This window comes from Companilactobacillus musae, assembly GCF_003967595.1.
Classification (GTDB): Bacteria; Bacillota; Bacilli; order Lactobacillales; family Lactobacillaceae; genus Companilactobacillus; species Companilactobacillus musae.
In genome coordinates, this window is sequence record NZ_BIFW01000018.1 from 1 (window position 1) to 1,050 (window position 1,050).

Genomic DNA, 1,050 nt, shown 5'->3' on the forward strand with positions numbered 1-1,050 from the left:
ATAACGCGTAGTGCTAGCTTTGTAACAATTACCTAAAATAATTTTTGTTTTTTACTGACCCTTTAGATACAAAAAGCCCCACAATTGGGGAAAACATCCGTCTAAAGAAGGTTTCCAAATTGCAGGACCAACCTAAAAATATCGCAAAACCTGGCTTAATTCAAGCTAAGTTAACTAAATTTATGAATATCATTGAACCTATTTACTTAACGATTGATAAGAAATTTCGCTATCGGTGTAACTACCGTGAGGAAAAGACAAGTGATCTAGTCATCCTCGCATCAATGTTATTAAGAATCGATTTAAGAGATCCATCCGAAACTCATTTTCATAAAATAATGACAGAGGCTGGTATTCCGCTCCCTGAGCGCAGTCGATATAATCGACGTTGCCGTGATCTGATTCCATTCGAGAGGTATATCCGTATTTGCTTATTGAACCAATACAAACAACAATCGTCTTATGAAATAATCGATAGTGCCCCAATTACACTTGTTTATGCTAGAAGAAGTAATGTAGCGAAGGTACTGAGACCTTTTGCCGATAAGGGATATAACGCTATTAAGCATATCTATTTTTATGGTTTTAAGTTACATGTTGTCATAGATGATCAAGGATTTCCACTAAGTTGGGAAGTCACTAGTGCATCTACTGATGATCGTAAAGTAGCGGAAGAACTTCTGTTAACAGCACCAAATAAGTTGGTATTGGCAGATGGTGGTTACCTTAGTCAAGCATTAAAAAATTGGCTTTTAGAGGTTTATAACATAAATTTATGGACACCAATCCATAAGAATATGATCAATCGCAATGTTGTTAATAGTAACGCTCTCAAGAATTTACGTCGCCGTATTGAAACCTTCTTTAATAATCTGAATATTATTGGTCACTTCGAGCATCCTGGAATTAGGACTCCAAGCGGCCTCGAAGTCCGCTTAGAGTCCATGTTTCTTTGGATGACTATTAATGTACATAAACAGATTTTGACCGGAAATAGTGGCTTGAAAATCACTTAATATTTCTATATTACAAAGCTAGCACTACGCGTTA

At 36.2% G+C, this 1,050-nt stretch carries 1 protein-coding gene; it reads left to right on the forward strand.

What is annotated here, in order from left to right:
• The first annotated feature begins 119 nt into the window (after positions 1-119).
• A complete protein-coding gene (locus LAB100_RS11475) occupies positions 120-1,016 on the forward strand; it encodes an IS982 family transposase (protein WP_119327539.1) in 897 nt (298 codons plus the stop codon).
• The last annotated feature ends 34 nt before the right edge of the window (positions 1,017-1,050 follow it).